Origin of the sequence: Xanthomonas sp. WHRI 10207 (assembly GCF_040202975.1) — a bacterium.
Lineage (GTDB): Bacteria > Pseudomonadota > Gammaproteobacteria > Xanthomonadales > Xanthomonadaceae > Xanthomonas.
Map to the genome: position 1 here is coordinate 283,212 of NZ_JBEGDX010000004.1, position 21,881 is coordinate 305,092.

General features: G+C 60.9%; 19 protein-coding genes and 1 other RNA gene. 14 read left to right on the top strand and 6 right to left on the bottom strand.

Annotated elements, in window-relative coordinates; all coding sequences use genetic code 11:
• Positions 1–99: 99 nt before the first annotated feature.
• The 3 genes from dinB to gph all read left to right on the top strand — a co-directional run bounded on the left by dinB (position 100) and on the right by gph (position 2,110).
• Positions 100–1,179, top strand: coding sequence for a DNA polymerase IV (gene dinB / locus ABQU90_RS15555; RefSeq protein WP_323522622.1), 1,080 nt, complete (start codon positions 100–102; stop codon positions 1,177–1,179).
• Between the two features lie 90 nt (positions 1,180–1,269).
• Positions 1,270–1,342, top strand: a non-coding RNA gene (locus ABQU90_RS15560) — sX9 sRNA.
• Positions 1,343–1,459: 117 nt separating this feature from the next.
• On the top strand, positions 1,460–2,110 hold the full coding sequence (gene gph / locus ABQU90_RS15565) for a phosphoglycolate phosphatase (RefSeq protein WP_323522472.1): 651 nt from the start codon (positions 1,460–1,462) through the stop codon (positions 2,108–2,110).
• 355 nt (positions 2,111–2,465) lie between these two features.
• Here gph and ABQU90_RS15570 read toward each other — a convergent pair whose 3' ends face one another.
• Together ABQU90_RS15570 and msrC are read right to left on the bottom strand one after the other, a co-directional pair.
• Positions 2,466–2,858 (bottom strand): TfoX/Sxy family protein, encoded by a 393-nt coding sequence (locus ABQU90_RS15570; protein ID WP_323522471.1) that lies wholly within the window; start codon positions 2,856–2,858, stop codon positions 2,466–2,468.
• Entirely contained in the window at positions 2,855–3,337 is a 483-nt protein-coding gene (gene msrC / locus ABQU90_RS15575) for a free L-methionine (R)-S-oxide reductase MsrC (protein ID WP_055848072.1), read from the bottom strand. Before msrC ends, ABQU90_RS15570 begins: the two co-directional genes overlap by 4 nt.
• Before the next feature lie 117 nt (positions 3,338–3,454).
• Here msrC and bioD point away from each other — a divergent pair, with 117 nt between their 5' ends.
• The gene (bioD, locus tag ABQU90_RS15580; protein WP_323522470.1) at positions 3,455–4,129 is read left to right on the top strand and encodes a dethiobiotin synthase; all 675 of its coding nucleotides are present in this window, start codon (positions 3,455–3,457) and stop codon (positions 4,127–4,129) included.
• A 165-nt stretch (positions 4,130–4,294) separates the two neighbouring features.
• Here bioD and ABQU90_RS15585 read toward each other — a convergent pair whose 3' ends face one another.
• The 3 genes from ABQU90_RS15585 to ABQU90_RS15595 form a co-directional block, all read right to left on the bottom strand.
• Complete coding sequence (locus ABQU90_RS15585) at positions 4,295–4,630, bottom strand: phasin family protein (protein ID WP_323522469.1); 336 nt, start codon at positions 4,628–4,630, stop codon at positions 4,295–4,297.
• Positions 4,631–4,821: 191 nt separating this feature from the next.
• Positions 4,822–5,175 carry a 6-carboxytetrahydropterin synthase QueD gene (gene queD / locus ABQU90_RS15590; RefSeq protein WP_323522468.1) on the bottom strand — a complete coding sequence of 118 codons (354 nt, stop codon included), beginning with the start codon at positions 5,173–5,175 and terminating at the stop codon, positions 4,822–4,824.
• 169 nt (positions 5,176–5,344) lie between these two features.
• Positions 5,345–6,730 (bottom strand): DEAD/DEAH box helicase, encoded by a 1,386-nt coding sequence (locus tag ABQU90_RS15595; protein WP_055848080.1) that lies wholly within the window; start codon positions 6,728–6,730, stop codon positions 5,345–5,347.
• 378 nt (positions 6,731–7,108) lie between these two features.
• Here ABQU90_RS15595 and ABQU90_RS15600 point away from each other — a divergent pair, with 378 nt between their 5' ends.
• Positions 7,109–8,098, top strand: coding sequence for a fumarylacetoacetate hydrolase family protein (locus tag ABQU90_RS15600; protein WP_323522467.1), 990 nt, complete (start codon positions 7,109–7,111; stop codon positions 8,096–8,098).
• Between the two features lie 43 nt (positions 8,099–8,141).
• A complete protein-coding gene (gene maiA, locus ABQU90_RS15605) occupies positions 8,142–8,804 on the top strand; it encodes a maleylacetoacetate isomerase (RefSeq protein WP_323522466.1) in 663 nt (220 codons plus the stop codon).
• Between the two features lie 312 nt (positions 8,805–9,116).
• Here the strand turns inward: maiA and ABQU90_RS15610 are convergent, their stop codons facing one another.
• Entirely contained in the window at positions 9,117–10,250 is a 1,134-nt protein-coding gene (locus tag ABQU90_RS15610) for a PilT/PilU family type 4a pilus ATPase (RefSeq protein ID WP_029221250.1), read from the bottom strand.
• Between the two features lie 99 nt (positions 10,251–10,349).
• Between ABQU90_RS15610 and ABQU90_RS15615 the strand changes: the two genes are divergently transcribed.
• The 8 genes from ABQU90_RS15615 to ABQU90_RS15650 all read left to right on the top strand — a co-directional run bounded on the left by ABQU90_RS15615 (position 10,350) and on the right by ABQU90_RS15650 (position 21,483).
• Positions 10,350–10,733 carry a DUF4398 domain-containing protein gene (locus ABQU90_RS15615; RefSeq protein WP_055848089.1) on the top strand — a complete coding sequence of 128 codons (384 nt, stop codon included), beginning with the start codon at positions 10,350–10,352 and terminating at the stop codon, positions 10,731–10,733.
• Positions 10,730–11,620 (top strand): coiled-coil domain-containing protein, encoded by an 891-nt coding sequence (locus tag ABQU90_RS15620; protein WP_055848091.1) that lies wholly within the window; start codon positions 10,730–10,732, stop codon positions 11,618–11,620. The genes ABQU90_RS15615 and ABQU90_RS15620 overlap by 4 nt, the downstream gene beginning before the upstream one ends.
• A gap of 353 nt (positions 11,621–11,973) precedes the next feature.
• Positions 11,974–12,192 (top strand): HP1242/YdcH family protein, encoded by a 219-nt coding sequence (locus ABQU90_RS15625; RefSeq protein ID WP_005991804.1) that lies wholly within the window; start codon positions 11,974–11,976, stop codon positions 12,190–12,192.
• Positions 12,193–12,431: 239 nt separating this feature from the next.
• Positions 12,432–13,802, top strand: a complete 1,371-nt coding sequence (locus ABQU90_RS15630) for a pyridoxal-phosphate dependent enzyme (RefSeq protein ID WP_115528940.1) — start codon at positions 12,432–12,434, stop codon at positions 13,800–13,802.
• A gap of 89 nt (positions 13,803–13,891) precedes the next feature.
• Complete coding sequence (locus ABQU90_RS15635; RefSeq protein ID WP_323522465.1) at positions 13,892–15,076, top strand: cystathionine gamma-synthase; 1,185 nt, start codon at positions 13,892–13,894, stop codon at positions 15,074–15,076.
• Positions 15,073–15,918 carry an ABC transporter permease gene (locus tag ABQU90_RS15640; RefSeq protein WP_115528938.1) on the top strand — a complete coding sequence of 282 codons (846 nt, stop codon included), beginning with the start codon at positions 15,073–15,075 and terminating at the stop codon, positions 15,916–15,918. Before ABQU90_RS15635 ends, ABQU90_RS15640 begins: the two co-directional genes overlap by 4 nt.
• On the top strand, positions 15,908–17,254 hold the full coding sequence (locus ABQU90_RS15645; protein WP_311238788.1) for an ABC transporter ATP-binding protein: 1,347 nt from the start codon (positions 15,908–15,910) through the stop codon (positions 17,252–17,254). The genes ABQU90_RS15640 and ABQU90_RS15645 overlap by 11 nt, the downstream gene beginning before the upstream one ends.
• On the top strand, positions 17,251–21,483 hold the full coding sequence (locus ABQU90_RS15650) for a glycosyltransferase (RefSeq protein ID WP_311238787.1): 4,233 nt from the start codon (positions 17,251–17,253) through the stop codon (positions 21,481–21,483). Before ABQU90_RS15645 ends, ABQU90_RS15650 begins: the two co-directional genes overlap by 4 nt.
• The last annotated feature ends 398 nt before the right edge of the window (positions 21,484–21,881 follow it).

The following is a 21,881-nucleotide window of genomic DNA, read 5'->3' on the forward strand; positions in this document are numbered from 1 at the left end:
TCGCGCCCGTTTCGTGCCGCTTTGCCGTGAGTACTGGATCAAGGCGTGAGACGCGGCTGCTCTATCATGGACACAGCCCTGTTAAGAGACACCAGCTTGATGCGCAAGATCGTGCACGTGGACATGGATGCGTTCTACGCGTCCGTGGAGCAACGTGACGATCCCAGCCTGCGCGGCAAGCCGGTGGTGGTGGCCTGGCGCGGTGCGCGCTCGGTGGTTTGCGCGGCCTCCTACGAGGCACGCACCTTCGGCATCCGTTCGGCGATGCCGGCGCTGCGCGCCGAGCGGCTCTGTCCGGATGCGGTGTTCGTGCCGCCGGATTTTGCGCGTTACAAGGCGGTGTCGCGGCAGGTGCGCGAGATCTTTTATCGGCATACCGATCTGGTCGAACCGTTGTCGCTGGACGAAGCCTATCTGGATGTCACGCACGCCAAGACCGGCATGCAGCTGGCCACCGAAATCGCGCAACTGATCCGCACCCAGATCCGCGACGAAACTCGGCTCACCGCATCGGCCGGCATCGCGCCGAACAAGTTCCTGGCCAAGATCGCCTCGGACTGGCGCAAGCCCGATGGCCAGTTCGTCATCGCACCCAGTCGCGTGGATGCGTTCCTGCTGCCGCTCAAGGTCAATCGCATCCCAGGCGTGGGCAAGGTGATGGACGGCAAGCTGGCGGCGTTGGGCATCGTCACCGTGGCCGATCTGCGACTGCGCCCGCTGGAAGAATTGCAGGCGCATTTCGGCAGCTTCGGACACAGCCTGTATCGCCGTGCGCGCGGCATCGACGACCGCCCGGTGGAGCCAGACCAGGAAGTACAGTCGGTGTCCTCGGAAGACACCTTCAGCGAGGACCTCGCGCTTGATGCACTGGACCCGCACATCCTGCGTCTGGCCGAAAAAACCTGGCTCGCCACGCGGCGCACCGAGCGGATCGGGCGCACGGTGGTACTGAAACTGAAGACCTCAAGCTTTCGCATCCTGACCCGCTCGTACACGCCCGAGCAGCCGCCGGCTTCCTTTGATGCATTGGCGCAGATTGCGCTTGCACTGACCAAACGCGTGGAGCTGCCCGACGACACACGCTATCGCCTGGTCGGAGTGGGGTTAAGCGGTTTCAGCGATGCCGAAGAGGGCGCGGTGCAGGGAGAGTTGTTCGGCGAGATGTCGCAGGCGCAGTGAGGTCGTGCCTGCGATGCCGTGTGGTGGAGCAGCTACCAAAACGGCTGTGCTCACCGCCGGGCGGGCGCAGCCGGTGCTCGGTGCAGCACTACCACGCGAACACTCCGGTGCTGAGCGCGCCGTCCACAGCCACCTGACAACTGCTCGCGACGTTGTGTTAGCCGCTCTCAGCCCGCTGCATGCCGCGATGACTGCAGCACGCATCTGCATCGCGCACGCTGACACGGTCTGAATCCAGCCGCTCGTACACTGCAGTCCGCTCCCCAACGAGGCGTTGTGCATGTTTCCGTATCCGCTGGTGATCTTCGACCTGGACGGCACGCTGGTGGACAGCGCACCCAATATCGCCGAAGCGCTCAACGCCACCTTGCACGAACTCGGGTTGCAGCAGTTCAGCGAGGCAACGATTCGCGGCTGGATCGGCGAAGGCGTGCACGTGCTGCTTGCCACTGCCTTGCGCGAAGCCGGCGGCACGCACGATGCCGATACCGCGATGCCGGTAATGATGCGTCACTACGAAGCTAGCCTGCTGCATAACCCGCAGCTGTATCCCGGTGTCGGCGAGGCCTTGGTTGGCCTGCGCGAGGCCGGTGCCACGCTGGCGTTGTGCACCAACAAACCATCGCGGTTCATCGCGCCGCTGCTGGAGCATCTGGGCATCGCTGCGCAGTTCAGCAGCGTGCTCGGTGGCGATTCGCTACCGCAGCGCAAGCCCGATGCCGAGCCGCTGCTGCACCTGGCCAGGCAATTCCAGCACGCACCGCAGCAGTGCCTGATGGTTGGCGATTCGGCCACCGATGCAGCGGCCGCAAACGCAGCGGCAATGCCGTTGGCGATGGTGCGCTACGGCTATCTGCGCGGTTTCGATGTGCAGAGCTCCGGCGCGGTGGCGATCATGGATGACATGCGCGAGCTGCTGGCATTGACCTAGAGCGACTGACAAAACGACCGCGCGGGTGCCAGGCTGACGTGATCGGTGATCGGTGATCGGTGATCGGTACAGCGCGTCCTGTTTCCGTCGTGCGGTTCTAAGCCTAGCGTCCGCATCCAACCGACGATCGCTTCGTAGCTGCTGCTAGCTGCGTCTGGTGTATGGCGCGGCACGACAATGCGGTCGACAGCGGAGTGGGTGCGCTGGCTGGAGTTCGCAGCGGGATTTTTGTGTGGCGTGCCGCTGACGTTGCGACCGAGTGCTGCGCGTAACGCTCGCAGCCATCGTGTCAGGCACTGCTGTACGGGCGCCGATGCCGCGGACACTGCAACGGCGCTCCATCCGCTGTGTGGGCTCAATCCTCGCGCGTCTGGCTCAGGTCCGCAGCGTCATCGTTTCCTTCGAGCATGTCGCCGTGCGTATCGTCGTTGTCCGCCCGCGCGTAGTGCACGGTTTCCACCGGCCCCGCGACCGCGCGGCCGCGCACCGGCAACAGCGCACTGGCCACTTCGTATTCCGCCAGCAAGGCATGCCGACGCGCTTCCGGCACGTCCTGCCAGTGGCAATCGGTCAACGCGCCTTCCAGCGAATACAGCAGATTGAGGCTGGGCTTGAAACCGGCGCGGCGCACTTTGACGAAGGCGCCCACCGCGCCCACTGCCTGTAGATCCTCCTGCGTACGCAGACCGACCTGGCGCAGCCACGCCGCACTTTTCGGGCCGATGTTGCGCAGCCGTTCGGTGGTCACGTCAACGCACCGACGAAAATCTGCGCGATGGCTTCCAGGCCCTGCTGATCGTCGGCGTCGAAGCGATCCAGCTCCGGGCTGTCCAGATCCAGTACGCCGATCAACGTATCGCCCTTGACCAATGGAATCACCAGCTCCGAGCGCGATGCCGAATCGCAGGCGATATGCCCGGGAAACGCGTCCACGTCGGCAATGCGCTGGCTCTGTCGGGTGCTGGCGGCCGCACCGCACACGCCCTTGTCCAGCGGAATGCGCACGCAGGCCGGCAAGCCCTGGAATGGACCCACCACCAGCTCGCGGCCATCGTAGAAATAGAAGCCGGCCCAGTTGAGCGAGGGCAGCGAATTGAAGATCAGTGCGGCCAGATTGGCGGCGTTGGCGATCCGATCCGGCTCGCCGTGCACCAGGGCTTTGGCCTGGGCGGTGAGCTGGGCATATTGTTCCGGCTTGCTGCCGGTCAGCGACGAGGTGGCGAACATGGCCGAAGTTTAGCAGCGGCCATCCGCAGTGGCATTGCGACTCAGCCGCGCGTTCGGATCCGCACGCTATGCTGCGCGCCCTCTCGGCAATGGCGGCCCGGCCGCAGGATCGAACGCATGCAGCACCCTGCGTTGTACGTCACCGGCACCGACACGGGCATCGGCAAGACCATGGGCAGCACGGCGTTGCTGCATGCGTTGCGCGCGCGCGGGCACACCGCGGTGGGGATGAAGCCGGTCGCCAGTGGCTGCGAACAGACGCCGGATGGCTGGCGCAATGAAGACGCGCTGGCACTGCAGGCGGCCAGCGACCCGCAACCGGACTACGCCATCCTCAACCCCTACGCCTTTCCCGCACCGCTGGCACCGGAACTGGCCGCCGACGATGTCGGCGTGACCCTGTCGCTGGACCCTATCGCGCAGGCGTTTGCGCAATTGCGTCGCCAGGCCGAGGTGGTGGTGGTCGAAGGTGTCGGCGGCTGGGCCGCCCCGCTCAGCGCGGATCTGGACCAGGCCGATCTGGTGCGCGCGCTGCAACTGCCGGTGGTGATGGTGGTCGGCGTGCGGCTGGGCTGCATCAACCACGCGCGCCTGACCGCTGCCGCCATCGCCGCCGACGGGCTGGAATGCATCGGCTGGATCGCCAACGCAATCGACCCGCAGATGGAGCGCGTCGAAGAGAACATCCAGATGCTGCACCAGCGGCTGGCGATGCCGTGCTGGGGGCGGATCCGTTGGCGCCCGGGCGCCGATGCCGCCAGCCAGGCGCAGGAGCTGCGGCTACCGATTTAGTAGCGCCCAGGCGGCAAGCACGCCAGTACCACTCGCCGCGCGCAAGCCGCGGCGACAGATGGCCGGCAAACGCACAATAAAAAAGCCCGACAGAGGGAGGGATCTGTCGGGCCGGATTGCATGGGGGGAGGGACCCATGCAAAGACGCTGAATTTTTGGTGGCGGTTAGCTGCGCCGTGTTTTGCCTGCTGCGCCGGCCTGCTCGCTGCCGGTGTCGAACTGCTGCTTGGCAAACTGCCCAAGCTCGCTGGACATCTTCAAACCCATCCCGACCACTTCCTGGTTGGCCGAGGCCAAACGTTCCAGGTTGTCGCGGGCCAGTTGCAGACCTTTCGGCCAGAGCGTCTGGTAGGCACCCAGGTCGCGTGCCTGCGCAAACTCACCGAAGAAACTGGTTGTGGCGGTGACGTTCTGCTCCAGCGTGTCTAATGCCAATTGATTGGCACGTGCTGCAGTGGAGGCGAACTGACTGGTAAAGCTGTTTTCGAACTGCGCCGACATTGCGAACCCCTTCGGGAAAGCCGTGACCGTTTGTTGCGTTGCAGCATACGCGGATATTGTTGCGATGCAACACGTTTCCTGAAGTTTTCCCAAACTTCGTTGGAAAGCTTTGCAATTCAATCGGTTAGATGATCGTCAAAAACGACGAAACCGCCCATCAGGCGGCTTCGGGTCAAACAGTGCGCATGCGGTCAACCGCGATAGCGGCAGCCGGACGTGCAGGTTTCATGCACCACGATTTCGCTCAACTGCGGCAAGGCGGGCTTGAGCTGCTGCCAGATCCAGATCGCCAGCCGTTCGCTGGTCGGGTTCTCCAGCCCCTCGATGTCATTGAGGTAGTGGTGGTCCAGGCGGTCGTAGATCGGCTGGAAGGCCGTCTTGATATCGCCGAAATCCATGATCCAGCCGGTGTCTGCACCCGGTTCGCCGCTGACGTGCAGCTCGACCCGGAACGAATGGCCATGCAGCCGGGCGCACTTGTGGCCGGGCGGCACATTGGGAAGCCGATGCGCGGCTTCGAGCGTAAAGACTTTGAAGATATCCATGACGGTGATCGGCAAGCAGTAACGAAAGGGAAGGGCAGGTGCCGGCGTGGTGCCGGATCACGCAAGGGTCCGGACCGGCCGGGCCCGATACAAAGCAGGCCTGGATACAACGCGAGCCTGATACAACAAGGGCCGCATGGCGGCCCTTGTGCTCAGCAGACGCTGTCTATCAGGCGCCGCGGTTGGCCGGGCGGCCAGCGCCGCCACGGCTGTCGCGCCGGCCGGCACCTGCGCCCGCATTGGCCTGACGCGGCCCGGCGCTGCGCTGGCCACCCGGCTTCTTCGGGCCGGCATGTGCATGCGCCTGACGCGGTGCATCGCCATGCGGACGACGCGCGTGGCTCTTGCGCGGTGCGCGATCGCCGCCCGGCTGTTCAGCACGGCCCGGGGCGCTGTTGCCCCAACGGATCGGGGTCTGCGGCTCGTAGCCCGGCACGTCGCGGATTTCCACGTCGCGGCCCAGCATGCGCACGATCTGACGCAGCAGCTTGGCTTCGTCCTGCGCCACCAGCGAAATCGCCTCGCCGGTGGAGCCGTTACGGCCGGTACGGCCGATACGGTGCACGTAGTCCTCGGCCACCATCGGCAGGTCGTAGTTGATGACCTTCGGCAGCTGGTCGATATCGATACCGCGCGCGGCGATATCGGTGGCCACCAGCACGGTCACGCGGCCGGCCTTGAAGTCGCTCAGTGCACGCATGCGCTGGCCCTGGCTCTTGTTGCCGTGGATCGCCGCGGTCTTGATACCGGACTTTTCCAGGAACAGCGCCAGCTTGTCGCTGCCATGCTTGGTGCGCGCGAAGACCAGGGTCTGCTCGCGGCTGTCCTGCGCCAACAGGTGCAGCAGCAGATCGCGCTTGCGCGCGCCATCGACCGGGTGCACGCGGTGGGTGATGCTCTCGGCCACGGTGTTGCTCGGGGTGACCTGGATCTGCATCGGGTTGCGCATGAACTCCAGCGCCAGCTGCTTGATGTTCTCTTCGAACGTCGCCGAGAACAGCAGGGTCTGACGGTCCTGGCGCGGCAGCTTGGTCAGAATGCGCTTGATCGACGGCAAAAAGCCCATGTCGAGCATGCGGTCGGCTTCGTCCAGGATCAGCACTTCGATGCCGGACAGATCCACGCTGCGACGCTCGATATGGTCGATCAGACGGCCCGGGCAGGCGATCAGCAGGTCCACGCCACGACGCAGGGTGTCGAGCTGGTTGCCCATGCCCACGCCGCCGTAGATCACCGCGCTGGGAATGCGCAGGTACTTGCTATAGCCGCGCAGGCTGTCGTGCACCTGGGTGGCCAGCTCGCGGGTCGGGGTCAGGATCAGCGCGCGCGGCTTGCGCGGGCCATTGACCGGCTGCGGGGTGGTGCCCAGGTGCTGCAGCAGCGGCAGGCCGAATGCGGCAGTCTTGCCGGTACCGGTCTGCGCGCCTGCCAGCAGGTCGTGACCGGCCAGCACCAGCGGGATCGCCTGCTGCTGGATCGCAGTGGGGGTTTCATAGCCCTGCTCGGCCAACGCGCGCAGCAGGAAGGGCGCAAGGCCCAGGGATTCAAAAGACATCAGGAAGCTCCAAGTAAAGCGTCGCCACCAGGCCAGGCCCGGAGCGCAAACGCATTGCAGATGCAAAAAAGTGAGGCTCGGAGCGTTCCCGTGAACCGCGCTGCGAGATGGTGGAACAACCCGATCAAGAAGCGATGGGTTTGTCGGCACCACGAAAGGCGTCGGGTGGGGCGGGCGAGCGGATCGATCGATCCTGGCCTCGCCGGCGGTCCCAAAGGGAAACGGACGGCCGCATGCAGACCCGGCAAGTGTACGCGCGTTTGGCGCGCTGCACAAAAGACCGCGTCTGCGGTTGGGCTACGGGTCAGTTGTTTCAGGTGCAACCACTGTTGCAACAGGTCGTACAATCGGCCGATCAGCCACAGCAACAGGATCGTCATGAAGCTAGGTTCCCTGAAGGAAGGCGGCCGCGATGGCAGCCTGATCGTGGTCTCACGCGACCTGAGCAAGGCCGTGCATGCCACCGGCATCGCGCCGACGCTGCAGCGCGCGCTGGAAGACTGGAGCAACGTCGCGCCACGGCTGAATGCCTTGTCTGCCTCGCTCGACGACGGCAGCGCCGATGGCGTCTTCGATCTGGACCTGCAGGCGCTGGCCGCGCCGCTCCCGCGCGCTTACGAATTCGTCGATGGCAGCGCCTACCTGCCGCATGTGGAGCGGGTGCGCCGCGCGCGCAATGCCGAGGTACCGGAGAGCTTCTACACCGATCCGCTGATGTACCAGGCCACCAGTGCCGGCTTCTACGGCCCGCGCGATGCCATCAAGGTGATCAGCGAAGACCACGGCATCGATCTGGAGGCCGAAATCGTGGTCATCACCGACGACGTGCCGATGGGGGCCTCGCCCGAACAGGCGGCCGCGCATATCCAGCTGATCGGCCTGGTCAACGATGTCTCGCTGCGCAACCTGATCCCGGCCGAGCTCGCCAAGGGCTTTGGTTTTGTGCAGTCCAAGCCGCGCTCGGCGTTGTCGGCGGTGTTCGTCACCCCTGACGAGCTGGGCGATGCGTGGCGCGACAGCAAGGTCCATCTGCCGCTGGTGACCCACGTCAACGGTGTCTGGTTCGGTGCGCCGGAAGCGGGCAACGACATGCAGTTCGATTTCGCCCAGCTGATCGCCCATGCCGCCAAGACCCGTCCGTTGTCGGCCGGCACGATTGTCGGGTCCGGCACCATTGCCAATCAGGACACCACGCTGGGCGCGTCGTGTTTTGCCGAACAGCGCGTGGTCGAGACCTTGCGCGATGGCAAGCCGAGTACGCCGTTCATGGCGTTCGGCGATGTGGTGCGGATCGAGATGCTCGATGCCAGCGGCGCCAGCATCTTCGGCGCGATCGAGCAGCGCGTCGAACGGCAGCCATTGCCATGACGCGCAGCGTCCTGCCGGCTGACGCGGTCACTGGCGGCCGCGCATGAGCGCGGCGCTGGAGCTGTTTTCGTACTGGCGTTCGAGCGCTGCGTATCGCGTGCGCATCGGGCTGCAGCTGAAATCGCTGGCCTATGTCACGCACCCGGTGCATCTGGTGCGCGATGGCGGCGAGCAGCATGCCGCCGCCTACGCGCAACTCAATCCGCAGGAGCTGGTGCCGACGCTGCGCCACGGCGCGGTGGTGATTCCGCAGTCGCTGGCGATTCTGGAGTATCTGGAAGAGGCCTTTGCGGACAGTGCGCCGCTGTTGTCAGCCGCCCCAGCCGACCGCGCCCGCGTGCGCGCGCTGGCGCAGGTCATCGCCTGCGATGTGCATCCGCTCAACAATCTGCGCGTCACCCACTACCTGGAGCGCGGCGTTGCGCTGGACGCGGCGCAACGCCAGCAGTGGACACAGCACTGGATGCAGTGCGGTTTCAGCGCGCTGGAAGCGCAACTTGCGCAAGACCCGCGCACCGGCACGTTCTGCCACGGCGAAACGCCGGGTCTGGCCGATTGCGTGCTGATCCCGCAGCTCTACAACGCACGTCGGTTCGAGGTCGATCTGACACCGTATCCCACCTTGCAACGGATCGAACGACAGTGCCTGGCACTTCCGCAATTCGACGCTGCCCGGCCAGAGGCCCAGCCCGACGCGGTAGTGTGAGTGCAGCGAGATGTTCGACGGTGGCAGCAGTCCTTCGGCGACCGTCCCTTACAGGCAAGGAACGTGCGGCGCGTTGAAGCGGTGCCTAGTATTGAAGCGGTGCTTAGTAAGGCGAGGGCTTGAACGACAGGCGTGATCCGCGCCAAACCCCAGCCACGGGCCGCAACGGAAACAAATCAGTCGCAGCGGGCCGCAACAGAAACAGATCAGTCACAGCGCGCCGCAACGCGCGTGTCCGGTGTCCATGTCCTTCTCCCGCACGCGGGAGAAGGTGGCGCGCAGCGCCGGATGAGGGCGCTGCCGCGTCCCAGATCAGATAAACCCGTGACTGATCTTCGGCGCCGACGCTGCCTCGTAATCCGCGTACGGGTCGTGCTCGCCGGAGCCGCCTTCGGACAGGCGGAACTTCAGCGCCAGGCCATCGCGCGAATCGGCTGCACGCAGCGCTTCTTCCTGCTCGATCTCGCCGGTCTTGACCATGCGGAACAGGCATTGATCGAAGGTTTGCATGCCTTCTTCCAACGACTCTTCCATCGCCGCCTTGACCTCGTGCACCTGGCCGCGACGCAGCAGGTCGCGGATCATCGGGGTATTGAGCAACACCTCGGTGGCGGGGCGGCGGCGGCCGTCCACGCCCTTGACCAGACGCTGCGAGACCACCGCGCGCAGATTCAGCGCCAGGTTCATCAGCACGTTCTTGTGCGCGCTTTCCGGGAAGAAATTGAGGATGCGCTCGATGGTCTGGTCGGCGTTGTTGGAGTGCAACGTCGCCAGGCACAAGTGTCCGGTTTCGGCGAACGCGATGGCCGCCTCCATGGTCTCGGCATCCAGGATTTCGCCGATCAGGATCACGTCCGGCGCTTCGCGCATCGCATTCTTCAGCGCGCTCTGGAAGGCGTGCGTGTCCAGGCCCACCTCGCGCTGGTTCACGATCGACATCTTGTGCTTGTGCAGATATTCGATCGGGTCCTCGATGGTGAGGATGTGCCCGGTGGTGGTGCTGTTGCGGTGGTCGATCATCGATGCCAGCGAGGTCGACTTGCCGGAGCCGGTCGAGCCGACCACCAGCACCAGCCCGCGCGGGGTCATGATGACGTCCTTGAGCACCTGCGGCAGGTTGAGCTCTTCGATGCTCGGGATCCGGCTGCGGATGGCGCGGATCACCATGCCCACCTCGCCACGCTGCTTGAACACGTTCACGCGGAAGCGGCCGGCATCGGGCAGGGCGATGGCCATGTTGAGCTCGAGCTCGCGCTCGAACTGCGGCACCTGGCCTTCGTCCATCAATGAGTAAGCGATTTTCTTGACCATCCCCGGCGGCAACCCCGTGTTGCCGAGCGGGTAGAGCTTGCCTTCGATCTTGATGTACACCGGCGCGCCGGTGGTCAAGAACATGTCCGAGGCATTCTTTTCGGTCATCAGCTTCAGGAAGTAGCCGATATCCATGCGCAATGGTTCCCCAACAAACAGCAGCGTCTCGTTGCAAGTCCGCCGCAGGCTTCCGACAATGGCCGTGCTCGAGACTTCCTCGCTACGGCTCCCCTAATGACGGCTAGCTTCGCATACTTGCGGCGATCCCTGTATGGCATCGCCTGTTTCATGGTTCTTTCCTCTCCGGCCGCCGCCCAGGTGGCACCGGAGCTCACTGCCGCCGAACAGGCCGTACAACGCGCCACCCAGGCCGATGCCGACCAATACGCCCCGGATCTGGTCAATCTGGCCCGCCAGGAATTGATGCAGGCCCAGCAGGCGCAACTGGACAAGCGCCAGCGCAAGGAGGTGCCTCAGATCGCCCTGCGCGCCGCCGCCGATGCCGATCTGGCCAAGGCGCGCAGCGAAGAGGCCGTGGTCAGCGCCCAGCTGGAGCAACGTCGCAAGGAAGTGGCGCAGCTGCAGAACACCCTCAACACAGGGGAGAACGGCCGATGAAACTGCGTCCCTTGCTTTACATCGGCGCGCTGAGCCTGGCCACGCTGTCTCCGCTGGCCATGGCCGCCAAGGACGACCCGCAGGCCGACGCGCTCAATCGGCGCCTGGCAGCGTTGCAAAACGACCCGCAGACCAGCGATCTGGCCCGCTACGAGCGGTTGCAGGCCCAGCAAAGCGTGGCGGCACTGGCCGAGGCCAAGCGCCGCGACCGCGATGCGCTGGTGTTTCTGGCCGACCGCCGGGTCGAGATCGCCGAGCTCACCGCCCGCACCGCGCTGGCCCGGCGCGAGCTGGACCGCCTGGAAGGCACTCGCAACGATCTGCTGATCGAAGCCAGCCGCCGTGACGCCTCGCGCGCCCGGCAGGAGGCAGAGCGTCTGCGTGTGCAGGCGCAGATCCAGGCCGAGGAGGCCGAGCGCATGCGGCAGGCCGCCGAACAGGAAACCCTGGCCCGCCAGGATGCCGAGCTGGCGCTGACCAGCGTGGCCGGCAAGCAGACCGCCAAGCTCAATGCCGCCCAGCAGAAGGCCATCCAGCTCGCCCATGAAGAAGCCGAGCTGGTGGCCGGCGCCAAGCTGCCGTCGTCCAAGGTGGACAGCCGCGGCGAAGTGTTCTCGCTGGGCAGCGGCGCGTTCGGTGGCAAGGCGGCCTTGTCCGGCGATGCGGCCGGGCAGGCCAAGGCGTTGGCCGAATATCTGAACATCGGCAAGAAGGGCCGGGTCAGCATCGTCGGCTTCGACAGCGATGCGGGCACAGCCAAGAAGCGTGCCGAGGCGCTTCGCGACGCGTTGGTCGCTGGGGGTGTCGCGGCATCGCGGTTGCAGGTCAGTGGTGGCAAGGGTGCCGCCAGCAAAACGCGTGCGGCCGAGGTCGTTGTAGCGCCGTAGTGCAAGTGGTTGGAAGTTAAGGTCTTTTAACCCGGGCATGACGCCCGGTTGAACCGCGGTCACTGATTGCGCCAAGGAACGGCAAAAGCAGCCGTTCCGGCCTTGAACCCCCTCCGCGACCGGCGTAGGGTCGTACCTCCGGGCAGCAACTCCGCCGCCCGGAAAGTACGGAGGGCCGGGCCAGTGACGCAAGGGCACGCAGCGACGCAAGCGGTTGGAACAGATGGTGGTTTCGTCAGTGCGTCTGCCGTTGTGACCTTTGCCAACGTGACTCTTGGGTCTTCCATTCCCAAGCAGCGCCCTGTGCCGTTCGCGGCCGGGGCGTTCTTGTTTTAAGTGAAGGAGGTAACGCCATGTTCGAAGGGCAACCGCAGACCGAAATCGACGCATTGATCAAGTCCGATCCCGAGTTCAAGCAGCTGTACCAACGCCACAAGCTCTTGAACAAGAAATGCATGGATGCCGAACTTGGGGTGCTCCCCATCGACGACGTGACCTTGGGTCAGATGAAACGCGAAAAATTGCAGGCCAAAGAAAAACTCACCCGGATGTACGACCAGCTCACGCACTGATCCTTCCCCACCGTTAGAACAAGTTCACCGTCGCGGGCGGTGGCAGCCTCCTCGTCGGCTGTCACCGTCCGCGTCTTTCGTTTTGGCAGCGGCCTGTTGTGCGACGGGCTGCTCTTTGTGAGCAGTTGAGCACGCTCGTTCATGGGCGGGCACGATCGTTTCCCGCCTGAATGAGCATTCCCCGGCCGTTCGTCGGATAATGATCGGCCTAGCCCGCGCGGCGCAGCGACGATATCCCGATGGCGATTCATTCCTCCGTACTCGAACTGATTGGCAACACGCCGATCGTCAAGGCCCAGCGCCTGGACACCGGCGTCTGCGAGCTGTTCCTCAAGCTGGAGGCGAATAATCCCGGCGGGTCGATCAAGGATCGCATCGGCTTGTCGATGATCGAAGCGGCCGAGCAGCGCGGCGACCTCACCCCCGGCGCCACGCTGGTGGAAGGCACGGCCGGCAACACCGGCCTTGGTCTGGCCCTGGTGGCGCAGCAGAAGGGCTACCAGCTGATCCTGGTGGTGCCGGACAAGATGAGCCGCGAGAAGATCTTCAATCTCAAGGCCATGGGCGCCAACGTGGTGCTGACCCGTTCGGACGTGGCCAAGGGCCACCCGGAGTACTACCAGGACCTGGCTGCCAAGATCGCCGCCGAAACCCCCGGCGCGTACTTCATCAATCAGTTCGGCAACCCGGATAACCCGGCTGCGCATGAATTCGGCACCGGCCCGGAAATCCTGGCGCAGATGGACGGCCAGCTGGACGCGATCGTGTTCGGCTGCGGCAGCTCCGGCACCATGACCGGCCTGTCGCGCGCCTTCGCCACCGCCTCGCCGCACACCGAACTGGTGCTGGCCGACCCGGTGGGCTCGATCCTGACCCAATACATCGAAGAAGGCACGGTCAGCGAGAAGTCCGGCAGCTGGCTGGTCGAAGGCATCGGCGAAGATTTTCTGCCGGATATCTCGGATTTTTCGCGGGTCAAGAAGGCCTATTCGATCAGCGATGCCGAAAGCTTCCACACCGCGCGCGAGCTGCTGGCCAAAGAAGGCATCCTCGGCGGCTCGTCCACCGGCACGTTGCTGGCCGCGGCGCTGAAGTATTGCCGCGAGCAGACCACGCCCAAGCGGGTGCTGGTGTTCGTGTGCGATACCGGCAACAAGTATCTGTCGAAGATGTACAACGACTATTGGATGCTCGACAACGGTTTCCTGGAGCGCCCGCAACATGGCGACCTGCGCGACCTGATCCTGCGCCCGTACAACAAGCGCGACACCGTGGTGGTGGGTCCGAAAGACCTGCTGACCACCGCCTACCAGCGCATGAAGCTCTACGACGTGTCGCAGCTGCCGGTGATCGATGATGGCCAACTGGTCGGCATCGTCGACGAAAGCGATGTGCTGCTGCATGTGTATGGCGATGAAGCGCGCTTTCGCGATCCGATCTCCACTGCCATGGTCAGCAAACTCGATCGCCTGGATGTCGCTTCCCCGATCGAAGCGCTGCTGCCGGTGTTCGACCGCGGCCAGGTCGCCATCGTCATGGACGGCACGCAATTCCTTGGCCTGATCACCCGCATCGACCTGCTCAACTACCTGCGTCGCCGCGTGCAGTGATCGCGCAAGGCCGCGCGTGTCAGTGAGACGCGCGGCATTGGCCGTTCAGACCTGCTTGATACAATCGCCCACTTTTTCCGGGAACCTCCATGTCCAACCGCATTACCAAGAGCCACGATGGCGAGCGCACATTGGCGCTTGCAACGCTGGCGATCCATGGAGGGCAGTCGCCAGATCCGAGCACCGGCGCAGTGATGCCGCCGATCTATGCGACGTCCACCTACGCGCAGTCCAGCCCCGGCGAGCATCAGGGTTTCGAGTACTCGCGCACCCATAACCCGACCCGGTTTGCGTACGAGCGCTGCGTTGCCGCGCTGGAAGGCGGTACGCGCGCGTTCGCGTTTGCCTCGGGCATGGCCGCCACCTCCACCGTGATGGAACTGCTGGATGCCGGCAGCCACGTGGTGGCGATGGACGACCTGTATGGCGGCACCTTCCGCCTGTTCGAGCGCGTGCGCCGCCGCACCGCCGGCCTGGATTTCAGCTTCGTCGACCTGACCGACCCGGCCGCCTTCGAAGCCGCGATTCGCCCCGACACCAAGATGGTGTGGATCGAAACACCGACCAACCCGATGCTCAAGCTGGTCGACATCGCAGCGATTGCTACCATCGCCCGCAAGCATGGCCTGCTGATCGTGGTCGACAACACCTTCGCCTCGCCGATGCTGCAACGCCCGCTTGAGTTGGGCGCCGACATCGTCGTGCATTCGGCCACCAAATACCTCAACGGTCACTCCGACATGGTGGGCGGCATCGCGGTGGTTGGCGACAACGCCGAGCTTGCCGAACAGCTGGCCTTCCTGCAGAACTCCATCGGCGGCGTACAAGGCCCGTTCGACAGCTTCCTCGCCCTACGCGGATTGAAGACCCTGCCGCTGCGCATGCGTGCGCACTGCGAGAACGCACTGGCGCTGGCACAGTGGCTGGAAATCCATCCCGCCATTGAAAAGGTGATCTACCCCGGCCTGGCCTCGCACCCGCAGCACGCACTGGCCAAGCGCCAGATGTCCGGCTTCGGCGGCATCGTGTCCATCGTGCTCAAGGGCGGCTTTGACGCAGCCAAGCGCTTCTGCGAAAAGACCGAACTGTTCACCCTGGCCGAATCGCTGGGCGGCGTGGAAAGCCTGGTCAATCACCCCGCCGTCATGACGCACGCCTCCATCCCAGTAGCCCGCCGCGAACAACTCGGTATCAGCGATGCGCTGGTGCGGCTGAGCGTGGGGGTTGAGGATGTGGGGGATTTGCGTGGGGATTTGGAACAAGCGTTGCAATGAGTCATTCGAATCAAAATAAGCGAGATTTTCATCCAGGCTTGAGTCCACTCGCTCCCTATTTATCGTTGTTTCGACATCGGCAATTGATATGGGAGCTGTGTAAGCGCGATGTGACCGGAAAGTATCGCGGCTCACTCGGTGGTACATTTTGGGCCTTTCTCAATCCTTTGCTAATGTTGGCAATTTATTCTTTTGTCTTTGGCTACATTTTCAAATCCCGCTGGTCTGGGTCGGGCGTAACTGAGACGCACTTTGCGGTTGTTTTATTCTCAGGATTGATTTTTGGAAATTTCTTCTCGGAGTGCCTTAGTCGGGCGCCGGTTTTGATCACGTCCAACCCGAACTACGTTAAGAAAGTGGTCTTTCCACTCGAGGTTCTAACTTGGGTGGTGGTGGGGACCTCAGTTTTTCATGCGCTAATAAGTTTTATGGTATTACTGATTGCAATGTTGCTGACTGGCGCGTCCATGTCGGTAACTGCTTTGCTGTTTCCATTCATCATGATTTTGTTCCTGCCAATGGCGTCTGGGGTCACCTGGTTGATATCTGCCTTGGGCGTCTATTTTCGTGACGCGCAGCAGATCATGGCCGTCGTCTCGACTGCGCTTGTGTTCCTAGCACCTATCTTCTATCCGCGTAGCAGTTTGCCTCAAGATTATCAGTGGTTGCCAATGCTCAATCCACTGACGTTTGTAGTAGAGGCGGGCCGTGGTGTAGCGCTTTGGAATACGCTGCCGGAAGTAACCCACGTCTTGCTTTACTTTTTGGTGTCCTCCCTGGTCTGTTGGTTCGGTTGGCTGGGTTTCAATGCGACGCGCAGGGGGTTCGCCGATGTCCTTTGACGCGGTTATCGACGTCGATCAAGTCAGTAAGCGCTACGAGATCTACGCCGAGCCTTCCGACAGGTTCAAGCAGATGGCAGTCTCCGCCCTGGGGCGCGTCTTTTCATTAAGGGAGCGGCGTTATTTCAAGGAATTTTGGGCGCTGCATGGGGTTTCTTTTCAGGTGCAGCGCGGAGAGTGTGTTGCGTTAATTGGGCGTAATGGGTCCGGCAAGTCCACCTTGTTGCAGATCATTGCGGGAACCGTCACGCCGACCACTGGATCGGTTTCTGTTAATGGACGTGTCGCCGCGTTGCTAGAACTGGGTTCAGGCTTTAATCCGGAATTTTCGGGGCTTGAGAACGTTTATCTCAACGCATCCCTTCTCGGACTCTCGCGCGACGAGGTAGAAGCAAAGCTCGATGACATCCTTGCATTCGCAGATATTGGCGAATTCGTTCACCAGCCCGTGCGCACTTATTCTAGTGGAATGACCGTGCGGTTGGCGTTCGCTGTGCAAGCTCAGATCGATCCGGATGTGCTAATCGTTGATGAAGCGTTGGCGGTTGGCGATGCCCGCTTTCAAGCGAAGTGCTTTTCTCGACTGAAATCACTACGGGAGCGCGGAACTTCTATCTTACTTGTGACGCATTCGACAGAGCAGGTAGTCACACATTGCGATCGCGCGATTTTGATCGATCAGGGCCAGAAGTTAGAAGATGGTGCGCCTCGCCCTGTCGTGAATCTGTATCTCGATCTGCTTTATGGTCGTCAGAAATCTGCTGCGGCGTCCGCATCATCGCAAGTCATGCCAACAAGCAGCGTGCAACTCGATCACCAATTGGCTCAGTTCGACTCCGAATTTGGCGAGCGTGAAGAAACGATGTTCGCTTCGCGTCCACTGTTCAATCCATACGAACACCGTTGGGGCGACGGAAAGGCTGAGTTGCTTGACTTTGCCCTATTCTCTCAAGGCCAAGCTTTTCCTAATAGCTTGCCTGCTGGTGCTGAGATAGAACTTTATTTGCGTTACCGTTGCGACGCCGATCTAATAAGGCCGATTCTAGGTATCACTTTGAAAACCAAGGAGGGGCTGACTGTGTATGGAACCAATACCGAGATGGCGGCGGTAGAGGGCGTATTTAAAGCCGAGGGCAAGAGCGGGATAGCCCAATGCCGAATGAGGTTGAATTGTGCAGCAGGCGATTACTTTATTTCCGTGGGATTGGCTAGCCGGGAGACTAATGGCGAGGTCGTTCCGCACGATCGGCGATACGATGCAATTCACTTATGTGTCGAGTCGACTCTTCCCTTCATCGGAATCACTGATCTCCGAGCTAGTTTGAAACTGATATGACCCAGTATTCTGACCCAAGTGCAATTTTAGATGCATACGTTTTCGATAAGCAAACCAACTGCTGGCAGCGCGCGGAGAGTGGCATAGAGTGGGCCTATTCTGACGGCTATGCGGTAGAGGATAATCTCTATCAGTTGGTTGGATCTTGCATGGATCGAAGTGTGCAGTCCGTCGAACTAGCTGACCGAATTACCGACTGGCCAACGCGCTACTATTTCAGCGCACGCCGTGCGAATCTACTCAGGCCCCTTGCCGGAATGCTGCAAGGGGATGTTCTTGAGGTTGGGGCAGGTTGCGGTGCGATTACGCGCTATCTAGGCGAAACGGCCAACACTGTCGTGGCATTGGAGCCTGCTATACGTAGAGCGCGAGTGGCCAAGAAGCGTTGCGAGGATCTCAGTAATGTTCACGTCGTGGTCGACAACCTTGAAGAATTCGTTACTGAAAAGAAGTTTGATGTAGTTACCCTCATTGGCGTCCTTGAGTATGCTGAACGGTTTTCAGATCGAGAGGATGCAGCTTCGTACTGGTTAGATTGTGCGCGCAAACTGCTTAAACCAGGCGGGGTTTTACTGCTTGCGATTGAGAATCAACTGGGCCTGAAATATTTTGCCGGGGCACCAGAAGATCATCTCGGACGTCCTATGCTGGGTCTGGAAGATATCTATGAAGGTAGCGGAGCACGCACTTATGGGCGTCGTGAACTGGAAAGTATGGTCTACGCCGCTGGCTTCGCTGATATCGCGGTTGCATTGCCTTTTCCGGATTATAAGCTTCCAACGTCGGTTTGGTTTTCAAGGGATGTGCAGACCGCAACATGTTTTGATGGTGGCGCAGCGCTTGCGGCCGCATCTGTTACGCGCGATCCCCAGGTCGGCCGCCCCCCGTTGTTTGCAATCGATCGCGTCTGGGATGTAGTGGCGCGCAACGGACTACTGCCTGACATGGCGAATTCATTTCTGATTGTCGCGCATACCCAGTCGGGTAGCTCGCAGTTCGGCGTGGATAACAGCGATGTATCGGGATATCACTTTTCGACAGAGCGCGACAAGCCATTTGTGAAAGAAACGCGGTTTGAGTTGCGCAGCGGCCAACCCTGGGTGACGCGCAAATTCCTGATGCCTGACCTGACCCATGAGGTCGATGGGTTTCGATGCGCTATTGCGGATGAGCCTTACATCGCTGGCAGTGCGTTCACCAAGTCGTTTTACGAGATGCTGCTGCGTGATGGATGGCGAATTGAAGATGTCGGATCCTGGGTCAGGCAGTGGCTTGACGCGGTTGGTGTGCATGTTGGCCTTGATCCCGAGGTACTTATTAAGGCGCGTTACGATGCTGGTCTGCCACTGCCGGGTAATGTAGTCGATCTAGTGCCGCATAACCTGATAGAAAGTGCCGACGGAGCTCGTGTTTTCATCGATCTGGAATGGCGGGCGGCGGGTTCTGTGCCTCTGGGATATCTAGTCTTCCGGGCACTGTTTGAGGTGGTGGCTGCCTGCGTCAGAGTGGCTCGGCCCTATGATGCACGCCATTTGCAAGTTGTGCACTTTATCTCAGACGCAATGAGGGAATGCGGCGATCTGCTGGTACCTTCTGTGCAGGATTTCGTGCGTTATCTGGCAATGGAAAGCCGCTTTCAATTAGCCGTTTCAGGTAGGTCGGGAATGCCAGATTATGCGGACTTCTCGCAATCCAGACTGCCGGCGAGTATTAGTTCGGCCCAGGAAGGTCCGCTGGGTAATGTGCTTGCCGAATTCAGTGATACCCGTGAGAGTTTGGAGCGTGTGCTCGCCCAACATAAAGCGCTGTCGATCGAACATCATGATGTGGCGGAGTGGGCAAAGCAACTAGATGCAGAGCTGATGAGATTGCGTGAAAGCAACGCAGCATTGGTGACTGAGCATGAGGAAGTTGCCACTTGGGCAAAAAATCTGGATAGGCAGGTTGACGTGCTGATAGCTCAATCAGCAGTCGACAAAGCTCATCTCAAAGAGGCTTTGGCCCGTGAGAAGGAAGTTCTAGCCCGCGAGAGCTTATTGCTTAGGTCGCAATCATGGCGTGTAACAAAGCCGCTGCGTTTTGCGATGCGCTTGGTGCGTGGCGACTGGGGCACTGTAGCAAGTTCCTTGCGCGGCAAGCGCTGGACGCAGACACCGCTGTTGAATGCCGTTCGGTCTCCGGTGAAGCGCATTCTAATGCAGCGCGGAAAAGCAAGCCCGGCCACGCCCAAAGGCTTGTTGATGAATGCGCACGAGGATCCGATAAAGTTGTTGGATGGTGTTGTTTTCGACGTGGTCGATAAGCCTGAAGTCACCATCATTATTCCTGCCTATGGACGGCTTGATCATACTGCAGCTTGTGTGAGGTCGATTCACGCAAATCTACCTCGTGTAACAATGGAGGTGCTAGTTGTTGAGGATGCGTCCGGCGATACGCAAATTGGCGCGCTGAAGGAAGTGCCTGGGCTGCGATACTTCGAAAATCCGGTTAATCTTGGATTTCTTCGGTCATGTAATCATGCTGCCTCCCTTGCAAAGGGGCGATACATCTATTTCCTAAACAACGATACCGAGGTGACTGAAGGCTGGTTGGATGCGTTGATGAGTACTGCCAGTTCCTGGCCTGACTGTGGTTTGGTTGGCTCCAAGCTTATTTATCCTGATGGGCGTTTACAGGAAGCTGGTGGAATTGTCTGGAAGGATGCCAGTGCTTGGAATTATGGTCGACTGGACGACCCTTCCCGTAGTATCTACAACTACACGCGTGAGGTTGACTACATTTCTGGCGCTTCGATTATGATCGAAAAAGCGTTATTCGATTCCTTTGGCGGCTTCGACGAATATTATCTGCCTGCTTATTTCGAAGACACCGACCTTGCGTTTAAATTGCGTGCATCAGGGCGCAAGGTCGTTTATGAGCCGAAGTCGGTTGTGGTTCACTACGAAGGTATCTCGCATGGCACTGATACAGGGGCTGGTATCAAGGCGTACCAGTTGGAGAATCAGAATAAGTTTCGCAAGCGTTGGAGTGATGTTCTTGAGCGCGAGCACCTGGAAAACGCCGATCGCCCCTTTCTCGCCCGCGATCGTAGCCACCTTAAGAAGGTAGTGCTTGTCATCGATCACTATATCCCACAGCCAGATCGGGATGCAGGCTCGCGCGCCATGTATCAGCTGCTCATGTTGCTGGTGGATCGCGGTTACTCAGTGAAGTTTTGGCCAGAAAATATGTGGTACGACGAGCCTTATGCACGACCCCTCCAGGATGCGGGCGTGGAGATAATGTATGGTGGCGAGTATGTGACTGGTTTTAGAAGTTGGATTGCCGAGAACGGCGCGAGTATCGACGCGGTGATCTTTAGTCGTCCGCACATCAGCGCATGTTTCATCGATGACGTCTCTGCACATAGCCGTGCTTCACGCCTCTATTATGGTCACGATATTCATCACTTGCGTCTTATGGAGCAGATGAAAGTTGACCCCTCGCCTGCTGTTGAGGCAGAGATAGAACGTTTCCGATTGCTTGAGGAAATGTTGTGGCCCCGGATGGATGGCATCTATTATCCGTCTGAGCTTGAATCAGCCTACGTCAGGCAATGGGCCAAAGAACATGATATGAAAGCGGCAGTCCGTACCGTACCTCTTTACGCGTACGACGGGGTCTTGGCTGGCGCGCAGGATAACTTGGCCTCACGACGCGACATTTTGTTTGTTGCGGGTTTCGGCCACCCGCCAAATGCTGATGCCGCTGAATGGCTGATCCATAACGTCATGCCGTTGGTCTGCGCGAAGCGGCCTGACATTCATGTCACGCTCGCCGGCTCCAAGCCAACTGAACGCGTCCAGGCCTTGGCAGGCCCCAGGGTAACAGTCACGGGTTTTGTCAGCGATCATGCTCTTGAGCAGCTATACAAGCGGGCACGTGTGGCGGTGGCACCATTGCGATTCGGCGGCGGGATGAAGGGCAAGGTACTGGAGGCCATGCGGCATGGTCTTCCCATGGTTACTACGACAACGGGTATGCAAGGTCTTTCAGACGCTGAGTCTTTCGTTTACGCAACGAACGAGGCACCCAGTTACGCCGAGTACATCCTCAAGTTGCTTGAAGATAACGAAGACTGGCTGATAAGGTCTAAAGCCGCTCAGAGCTTTATCTTGCAGAACTTCTCAAGCGAAACCGTATTCCGCGCGCTGTCGAATGAATTGCCGCCAGTAAGTGGAAGCCATTGACGATGTTCGGAAGAATTGGATCAAGTTTCCGCGCGCTCGTGATTCTCTGCACAGCTGCCATGGTGGCGTGTAGCCAGGAGGGTGGGCGGGCTGCGTATCCTGAGCGTTTCGGAGTTAAGATAGCTTCTCCTGCAACTTCGGTGGCGGTCACACCGGCTTTGCCCTTACGCATTGTTGGTTATGGTCCGCACGGGACACATAGAGGTCAACCGTTCAACATCCAGCCTGATGGCGCATCCGCTTTATGGGTCAAGCTCAGCAGCCCGGTCGACGCATCAGTAACGCGCGTGATACTTGCTGGAAAGCCACTGGTGACTACCACTCAAAGCACCACCATCACAGCCGTCGTCCCGCTGGAGATCGTTTCAGTGTCAGGCAAGTTAAAACTGTTCGTGACG